The 8306-nt window shown below is 59.7% G+C and carries 6 protein-coding genes, 1 tRNA gene and 2 pseudogenes; 7 read left to right on the top strand and 2 right to left on the bottom strand.

The features are described 5' to 3' along the window. The 3 genes and pseudogenes from Q0X68_RS08935 to dnaG form a co-directional block, all read left to right on the top strand. A pseudogene (locus tag Q0X68_RS08935) lies at window positions 1–614 on the top strand (deoxyguanosinetriphosphate triphosphohydrolase); the annotation flags it as partial. Between the two features lie 508 nt (window positions 615–1122). Next, entirely contained in the window at window positions 1123–1404 is a 282-nt protein-coding gene (locus Q0X68_RS08930) for a hypothetical protein (protein ID WP_297750481.1), read from the top strand. Window positions 1405–3068: 1664 nt separating this feature from the next. Next, window positions 3069–4901, top strand: a complete 1833-nt coding sequence (gene dnaG / locus Q0X68_RS08925) for a DNA primase (RefSeq protein WP_297750490.1) — start codon at window positions 3069–3071, stop codon at window positions 4899–4901. Between the two features lie 4 nt (window positions 4902–4905). On the opposite strand, the gene Q0X68_RS08920 is transcribed toward dnaG, so the two are convergent. Beyond that, window positions 4906–5640 carry a sigma-70 family RNA polymerase sigma factor gene (locus Q0X68_RS08920; protein ID WP_297750479.1) on the bottom strand — a complete coding sequence of 245 codons (735 nt, stop codon included), beginning with the start codon at window positions 5638–5640 and terminating at the stop codon, window positions 4906–4908. A 108-nt stretch (window positions 5641–5748) separates the two neighbouring features. Between Q0X68_RS08920 and Q0X68_RS08915 the strand changes: the two genes are divergently transcribed. Further along, window positions 5749–6234 carry a hypothetical protein gene (locus Q0X68_RS08915; RefSeq protein WP_297750476.1) on the top strand — a complete coding sequence of 162 codons (486 nt, stop codon included), beginning with the start codon at window positions 5749–5751 and terminating at the stop codon, window positions 6232–6234. 63 nt (window positions 6235–6297) lie between these two features. After that, window positions 6298–6372 (top strand) — tRNA-Asn (locus Q0X68_RS08910). 147 nt (window positions 6373–6519) lie between these two features. Here Q0X68_RS08910 and Q0X68_RS08905 read toward each other — a convergent pair. Further along, a pseudogene (locus tag Q0X68_RS08905) lies at window positions 6520–6795 on the bottom strand (IS110 family transposase); the annotation flags it as partial. 217 nt (window positions 6796–7012) lie between these two features. On the opposite strand from Q0X68_RS08905, the gene Q0X68_RS08900 reads away from it, so the two are divergent. After that, the gene (locus Q0X68_RS08900) at window positions 7013–7318 is read left to right on the top strand and encodes a hypothetical protein (RefSeq protein ID WP_297750473.1); all 306 of its coding nucleotides are present in this window, start codon (window positions 7013–7015) and stop codon (window positions 7316–7318) included. 4 nt (window positions 7319–7322) lie between these two features. Continuing rightward, window positions 7323–7739 (top strand): hypothetical protein, encoded by a 417-nt coding sequence (locus Q0X68_RS08895; protein WP_108871857.1) that lies wholly within the window; start codon window positions 7323–7325, stop codon window positions 7737–7739. Window positions 7740–8306: the final 567 nt, after the last annotated feature.

Here is an 8306-nt window from a genome sequence, read left to right as displayed (position 1 = left end):
GTATAAGAGACAGCCCCTGGGGTGCGGATGTGATGCTGACGAGCCTGAATCTGTGCGAGGAGACCCTCGACGGGATCCGCAACCACTCCTGGTCGCGGCCAGCACCGTCGACCATCGAGGGCGAGCTGGTGAGTTGGGCCGACCGCATCGCGTACTGCTCCCACGACCTCGAAGACGCCATCCACGCGGGCATCGTCGATATCAATCAGCTCCCAGCCGTCGTTACCGAGGTGGCCGGGCGTACCCGTCGGGAACAGCTCGCCACCTTCATCAATGGTGTGATCGAAACGACGATGACCACCGGCCGCGTCGGGCTCGACCCGCTCAGAGCCGAAGCGCTCGCCGAACTGCGACGCTTCAACTACGAGCGCATCTACACCCGCCCAGAGTCCGTGGCGCAGTCGAAAACTGTGGTGGCGGTACTGCGCGGGTTGGTGGAGCACTACATGGAGCGGCCCGACGCGATGCCCGAGAGCCACCGCGTCGACGACCGGGTGCGTGGCGCCGTGACGTACGTGAGCGGCATGACTGATCGGTTCGCATTCGAGCAGGCGCAGCGCCTGCTGGGGTGGGATCCGAAGAAGCTGCCCCGCGGCATCGGACGTGGGGCGTGAGTGGCGTTGCTCAGTTGGCGATGTGTCGAGACAGTAGATGGGTAACGACCTCTGCAATGCTGCTGGTCCAAACGATTGACAGCGCCAATAGCCTACCCACGCCTGAGATATCCTTCCTGCCAAGGGTGAGGAATACCGTGGGGCTCGTTGACGAGTCCCCGCGAAGCCGGGGTTGTGCCTTCGATGGTTTTCCCCGCGAAACAGACAGCTGTCTGGTGTGTTTTCGAATGCCGCTGGTGAGGTGAGGAAGTTGAGTCGGTCATATACCAGGGTCCAGAGCTGGTTGAGTAGGTCGAGTTCGACTGGTATGTCGTAGCGGTGGTAGAAGCCGTAGCGGCGTACGAGGTGGTTGTTTTTCGATTCGATGGTGGCTTGGTCGTTGCTGTTGCAGGGGCGGGAACGGGTGAAGAACACCGTTTGGTGGGTGGCCCAGTCGATGAGGTCGCGGTTGATGAACTCACTGCCGTTGTCACAGTCGATGCCGGTGACCACGTAGGGGATGTGGGTGATGAACGCGTTGAACGCTGAGAGAATATGGATATGGGCGTTATTGCGGATTGATCGGGTGAACACCCAGCCGGTGTGGACGTCGGTGAAGTTCACGCTGCGGCAGAACACGCCTTTGAGGGTAGGGCCGCAGTGGGTGATGGTGTCGACTTCGAAGAATCCAGGCTCGGCTTCGACCTCGTCGCCGGCTTTACGGATGATGATCGAGTTACGCAGTAAGGATCCGGGCTTCGTCGTGGATTTCCCTCGTATCGGGTCCTTGGCTTTCACCGGCGCAAGGTAGCGGTCAATCGTGGCTGCTGACATCGCTATCAGCTCTGCGCGAACCTGTTTGGTGTAGCGGTCGTGTCCTTCGATCAGGGAGCCTTCGGCTTCCATCTGCTGGAGCCAATCAGTCATCGAGGCAGCCAAGTATTTCCCGCATAGCCCGCCACTGGCAGCCCACACTGTCTGGAGTACTTTGCGGGCATCATAGGAGTACTTACAAGGTTTGGTGCGGCGCCGGTCGAGTACTGCGATCGTGGCGATAGCACGCCCTTTGGGTTGACGCAGCCGGGCTCGAAGCTGCTGCCGGGCATGATCCCGGTTCCAGCCAGTCACCGCGACTACCTGATCCAAGATCAGGCCCTTGTCTTTCTTCGACGCCGCTGTGTTAGCGGCAGCATACTTCTTGGACACCTCAAACCGAGCCTGCAACGACAATCCCTCACGATCCATACCCCATGATCGCCACCACTCCAGCCATTTCGCAGGGAAAAACCTGTGAGGCACGGCCCCTGGCATCCCGGGACTACATGTGAGTCTCGTCGACTATTCAACGGCTTGCCCCCCTCCTAGTGTATGATCCATGTATGCGTAATGGAGCGCATGACAGATGGAGGAACAGTGAAACGAATACCTTTTTTATTTTCGGTATGGTAGTAGCTCTCACATGCTTAGGGGTAAGCTCAACTGCGCAAGCTGATACTATCAATAAAGAAGGGCTTAGCCCAGCAGAAATATTTCAACTGAAAACTTTTTTCAGGCTAATAATGTCGGAAAGGATGCTATAAGCTCATTGGAAAAGAAGATGCAAGAAGGGGGTATTCCGGATTCATTAAAACCGGGAGAGTATCCAGTGACATCAAGGGTAAATGACACCAATGGGCGTCGAATAACCATCGATGAGTTTGCTGATGGGTCAATCGTGAGGACAGAAGCTCCAAGTTTTTATGGGAGTGGTTCCTTTAGCGATAGACAGAATTCCTTAGTTCTGGAGCATTTGGAGAGAGGCGACCAAGGCAATACAGCTAGGCCTCTGGGTGTTTCATGATGTAGAACGATGAGTAGTAGCCGTTATCGAAGTGTTATGATGGAATGTAAGGCTAGCACTTCATGGGGAATTAGAAGTCTATCATTCTTCTTTAATGTTACACAGAATAATGGTGGGCCGGGGACAATTGATAGGTATTATGGAGGTCAATGTTCTGGCGTTGGGGTTCTAAGTAGCCTTGCCTTGGATCGAGTCAGCTCCTCTAAAGCGAGACTCACGTGTCATTTTAACACAGATATACCGGTAGCTGGAACCAGTGTCTACTGGCTTCAAGTCAACCAGGGTACCGGGATAAAGCTTACTACAACTCGTGGCATGTCCTGAGAGATGGTATAGAAGCATGAATCCATGGGAATTAATAGCAATAATAATATTTGTTGTTCTCGTAACCTGGATATTTATTTTCCTTAAAAGGAGGAATAACAATCGCGATACATAGATGTGGAACAGTGGTGGTGACTCCCGGGTGTGTAACTTCTGTGGGTCATCATCACTGTCTCAGGGGTGTACAAAAACACTGTGATGCCGCCGACGGTGACACCTCGGACGACGTCGTAACGATATAGGGGAGTAGAAACGCTGGGCAGGATTGTCGCATGATACCGGTGGCCTTCGTCGCTGGCGGGGCGGCTAAAATGGCAGGCGTGGCTGGCCGGATCAGGGAAGAAGACATCGCGAAGGTTCGCGAGCGCGCCCGGATCGACGAAATCATCGGCGAATACGTCATGCTGCGCAATGCCGGCAGCGGGTCGTTGAAGGGCCTGTGCCCATTCCACGACGAGAAGACGCCCAGCTTCCACGTCACCCCTGCGCGAGGCTTCTTCTACTGCTTTGGTTGCGGTGAAGGCGGAGATGTCATCACGTTCCTGCAGCGCAATCAGAACCTCTCGTTCCTCGAAGCGGTGCAGATGTTGGCCGACCGCTACGGCGTCGAACTCGTCATGGAAGACGACGGGCAACCCGCGCAGGCGCCAGGTTTGCGAAAGCGCATTTTGGAGGCCAACGCCGCGGCCGAAGACTTCTTCGCGCAGCAACTGGAATCCCCGGAAGGCGTTGCCGGGCGCGTATTCCTCGACGGCCGTGGCTTCACCCGCGAGCACGCCCAGCACTTCAAGATCGGCTATGCGCCGAAGAGCGGCTACGCGCTGCGTCAGGCGTTGCGGGCACAAGGATTCGACGACGAAACGCTCAAGGCCGCCGGCCTCATCCGCGACTTCGGCAGAGATTTTTTCGCCGGGCGAGTGCTGTGGCCCATCCGCGATTCCGCCCAATCGGTGCTGGGGTTCGGCGCCAGGCGGATTTACGACGACGATCGCCTCCCCGCCAAGTACATCAACACGCCGGAGACCCCCGTCTACAAGAAATCGCAGGTGCTCTACGGGCTCGATCTCGCCCGCAGAGAGATCGGTAAGCGGTCGCAGGCAGTGATCGTCGAGGGCTACACCGACGTGATGGCCGCCCATATCGCTGGGGTGGAGACCGCCGTCGCATCCTGCGGAACGGCGTTCGGCGACGACCACGCCCGCGTGCTGCAGCGCCTGCTCGGCACACAGGATGGCCTGCACGGCGAGGTCATCTTCACCTTCGACGGCGACGCCGCCGGGCAAGCTGCGGCGCTCAAGGTCTTCAAGGGCGACCACAACTTCGTCGCCCAAACCTACGTGGCGGTGGAACCGACGGGGCTGGACCCGTGCGATTTGCGCATGCAGTCCGGCGATGCGGCGGTGCGGGAGCTCGTCGCCACGCGCATTCCGCTGTACCGATTCGTGATGGAGAACATCGCCCGACGCTACGACCTCGACCGCGCCGAAGGACGCTTGGGGGCCGCGCGCGAAGCGGGGGAGCTCGTCACTTCGATCCGCGACCAGTCCCTCGTCGGGCAGTATTTGCGCGATCTTGCCGGCATCTTAGGCATGGACGTCGACGATGTCCGCCGCGAGGTGCAGCGTCGGCGCCAGAGCGAGCCGGCGTATGAGGAAGCGCCTCCGGCTCGCCGGCCGCGGGACGACGGGTGGCCCGATCCGAATGATCGCTCACTGAGGCTCGAACGCGACGCGCTCAAGCTCATGTTGCAACACCCGACCACCTTCGACACCGACTGGAACGGCGTGCAGCCCGACGACTTCACCCACCCTGGCTACGTGGCGGTGATGACGTTGATCCGACGGGTTCCGTTCGGCGACGACTGGGAAACGCGGTTGCGTGAGGAGGCGCCGTCGGAGAATACGGCTCAGCTGATGGTCGCGCTGCTGGTAGAACCGTTGTGGCGCGAGCCCGACGAGCAGTACTCCCTGGTGCATTCGTCGCGGCTGCAGCTTCGCCGGGTGTCGAGGCAGATCGACGATTTGAAGTCGAAATTGCAGCGCACCGATCCGACGAAGAATGAGGCGGGGTATCGCCAGAAGTTCGCGGAGCTCACCGAGCTGGAGATGGCGCGGAAGCGCTTGCAGCAGGTGGGTCTCAGCTAGGCCATTAGGCCACCTTGAGCATGCGGTCAGCGGTGAGGAGTTGGTGGGCTTGCTCGAGTGCGCGTTGCTCCCATCTCGAGATCGTGGAGGTGGACACGCCGAGGTCCGCAGCGAGTTCCGACTGGCTCCACACGGGGCCGTCGAGGCCGAAGCGTCGCCGCAGCAGGTCTGCGTGCAGCTCGGGGAGGAGCTCGAGGAAATCCATGTTCTGCTCGTGGATCTCCTCGTACGCGTCGACGGGGTCCGCCATCCGGTCGAGTACCTCGGGATTCACGCGACGGGCCATCGTCGCCATGCTGACCTGCTCCGGCGCCTTGTCTTCCAGGGCGAGGTGGCGAACCCGCTTGAAGTGCCTGGAATCGAAGACGTACTGGCCAGGGTCGGCGTGGTGGCGTACGTGGCGCACGATGGAGTCGTGGGCGTAGGTGGAAAGCCGGAATCCGAGCTCGGGGCGGAATCTGCGGATCGCACGCTGGAGGGCCAGGCAGCCCTCTTGGAAGAGCTCCTCGAAGTCGCCGTTGCCGCGTCGGTGGGCGTCATAGGCGATGCTGTAGACGAGACGGAGATTGCCTTCCCAGAGCCTGCGTTCGGCGGCGAGGCCGATGACGATGGCCTGCCAGCACACGAGACTGGTGGGGGCCAGGCGCACGAGGGCATATGCCGGCTCGATGGTGGCGACGGCGAGCGTCAGGAGGCGTTGTTCGTCGGGGGTCATGTCGAAATCAGGCAGAGTAATCATGGAACACACCGAACCACGCTCGACAGGCGCCGCGCTCAGTTCTCCACAGGAACTTTTGCACAAGCAACGGACAACACTTTTTTGTCCACATGGTGCAGGATGGATTGCATGACGGCACGCATAGACCAAGACTTCGCGACGGCCCTCGGCCCTCGGGCCAAGATTCTGGCGCAGGGCAGGGACGCCGATGGGCAACCGGTCGTCGTAGGCACCGTCGATAAGATTGCGGTCAAGCGCGACGGGGAATGGGTCGCCATGGGCTGGCACGAGGTAGAGCGCGGAAGCTGGCGTGCCGAAAAGGGGATCTTTCGGTGGACAGACATGCACGGTGAAGCCTACGAGGCGAGCCTCGAGCGTCCCGGACAACTCCCGATGCTGTTCCAAGAGCGGGTGCAGGCGTCGACGGTAGGGTCCGTGCAGCACGACCTCGATCCCGGCGAGGTGAGGATCATCGTTCGTCGATCGCTCGGCGCGGACGAGCAGCTCCAGTTCTTCGCTGTGCCCAGTGGTGGTGCGCGTCTCACCGATCCGATGACGGCCGCGTTGGTCGTAGAGGAAACTGATCGTCTGAAGGCCGAGTACGGGCTGGTTTGAGCAGCGTTTGGCGTCCTCGCGGGAGGCCTGCTATCGTTATTCCTCGCGTGGTTACGCCACCATTCCCTGGTAGCTCAACGGCAGAGCATTCGACTGTTAATCGAAGGGTTACTGGTTCGAATCCAGTCCGGGGAGCCAGTGCAGCGGCCCGGCTAGGCACAAAGCTTAGCCGGGCCGCTGGGCATATTGGGGCAGGCACGTATGGATGAGATGGAGCGAGTCCGATTCCCAACCTCGCATCTGCTGCTCTTTACTTGAATGTAAGGGGGATCCCTATGTTCTGAGTCAAGCTGCGAGTGTGGCTGGCTCGGGTGTAGGGGTGGTGGTTGTTGGCTGGTAGTAAGTGCTGTGTTGGAACATCGCGAAGATGACGTTGCAGCGGCGGCGGGCCAGGCAGATCACGGCGGTGTTGTGGCGCTTGCCCTCGGCGCGCTTGCGATCGTACTAGGCCTTGGAGATCGGGTCCGAGTGCGAGGCGACCCAGGCGGAGTAGAACAGCGCGTTTTTCAACCGCTTGTTGCCCGAGCGTGCGGGGAACTCTCCAGGGATCGAGGTTCCGGATCCCGAGCTACGGCTATATCACCGGCTGCACGGTGTTGCACAACACCGCTGCGGAAGGACGGTGCGGCTGGATCGCGGCCACGATCGTGATGCGCTACTGGCACGCGCGCAAGGGAAAGATCTTGATCCCAGCAGCTCATTGTTCTGGAACCAACATCAAGGCAGTCTCTGGTGCAGACTTCGCGGACTTGATCCGTAACGGACGAGATATGGCGTCATGGGTCTCCCGGTTGCCGATGGCATCGGATACCACGCAGCCATCCGCGTGAAGGTGAGTTCAACGGCGTGGTACAACTGGCTCAGCACCAACGTGAATTCGGCGCTTAACAATGGTCGGACTGTGATCCTGTTCGGAGAACTCCCGGATGCTTACATTGACGGAAAAACCATGAAGCACGCTGTCGTCGCTTACGGTAAGTCGAAGGATGGTCACAACATCGTCCACTACACCTATAAGGGTAAGCAAGCGGTCGTTTTGAACTCGGAGATCGTGGCGACAAACACGCACTTTATGCTGAAATGATGAAATGAAGAAAGCAATAGGGATTCTAGTAGCGTTGCTCTCCGCCGCGGTTGCAGTCGTGCTCATGATTCTCCCTACCTATACGACCGCCTTCGGCGCTCAGGGTGGAGGGCGGGGATTCGAGACCCATCGATGGTTCGACCCCTTTCTCCTTGTCTATCTCGACGTTGTTCCAGTCCTCTCGCTGATCTGCGGGACCGTGATGATGGTGGGGCTGGCGGCGGGTCTCGTCCGGGGACGAGTCCCCGGCTGGCTGGTCATCCCGGGGATTGCCGCGGCGATCCTGCTGCTGCTGTTCAGCTATGACGTCAATGCCGCAGGGTTCGTCTCGGGGGCTGGTCGGCTGGTTGCGCCGTTCTTGGCGGCGTCATCGATATTTGCCGCGATCATCTGGCTGCTCGATCGCCGCTCCACGGTCTAGTGCTGCGCGGGTTAACCGGCGCTCAGGTTGACCAACCGCACAACGTCGTGCGTAATTGACGACGTTAGAGGGAAGCCGTTGGGGCAGGCCCTCCGAGTTCCAGGCAGCATTCCTGATTCCTGTCAGATGCTGCTGGGAGGGTGGAGCTATGTTTGAGTTTTTTTTGACTGGTAATCCGTGGTCCTCCAGGTGTTCGGCGTGGGCATGATTTTCGTCGGCGGGATTCATGGCGGTGGCGCGGATGGGTAGGGATGAGCCCCTCGGGTCGGCATCATCGCTGGCCGCAGTCTCGACACCCGATGCCAGCACCCACGTTACGAATAGACCTCAGCAATGCTGGGCCGTGTCCCTATCAGCGGTCAACGCGTGTCTCTCGACCGGGCGGCACCACCCCCCGGACCATTGATGGCAGGGCAACAAAGCCATACCCAGCCGAGCGACCAGACCCCCGGCGATCGGGGGGTACTCACAAGGTAACGGGCTGGACTTGCAGTCGTGATGACGCGTAAATGCCTATTCAAGCGGCTTAAGCTCTCGCAGAGGCTCAACGTGCGGCTGCGCAAGCTC

Origin of the sequence: uncultured Tessaracoccus sp., assembly GCF_947286155.1 — a bacterium.
Classification (GTDB): Bacteria; Actinomycetota; Actinomycetes; order Propionibacteriales; family Propionibacteriaceae; genus Arachnia.
Note: the sequence above shows the minus strand (reverse complement) of the source record. Positions and strands in the feature narration are given on the sequence as shown.

What these genes read in the sequence shown, in the direction of transcription:
- dnaG (WP_297750490.1), top strand. Translation starts at nt 3,069, where the DNA reads ATGGCAGGCGTGGCTGGCCGGATCAGGGAAGAAGACATCGCGAAGGTT.
- Q0X68_RS08895 (WP_108871857.1), top strand. Translation starts at nt 7,323, where the DNA reads ATGAAGAAAGCAATAGGGATTCTAGTAGCGTTGCTCTCCGCCGCGGTT.
- Q0X68_RS08900 (WP_297750473.1), top strand. Translation starts at nt 7,013, where the DNA reads ATGGGTCTCCCGGTTGCCGATGGCATCGGATACCACGCAGCCATCCGC.
- Q0X68_RS08920 (WP_297750479.1), bottom strand. Translation starts at nt 5,640, where the DNA reads ATGATTACTCTGCCTGATTTCGACATGACCCCCGACGAACAACGCCTC.
- Q0X68_RS08915 (WP_297750476.1), top strand. Translation starts at nt 5,749, where the DNA reads ATGACGGCACGCATAGACCAAGACTTCGCGACGGCCCTCGGCCCTCGG.
- Q0X68_RS08930 (WP_297750481.1), top strand. Translation starts at nt 1,123, where the DNA reads ATGAACGCGTTGAACGCTGAGAGAATATGGATATGGGCGTTATTGCGG.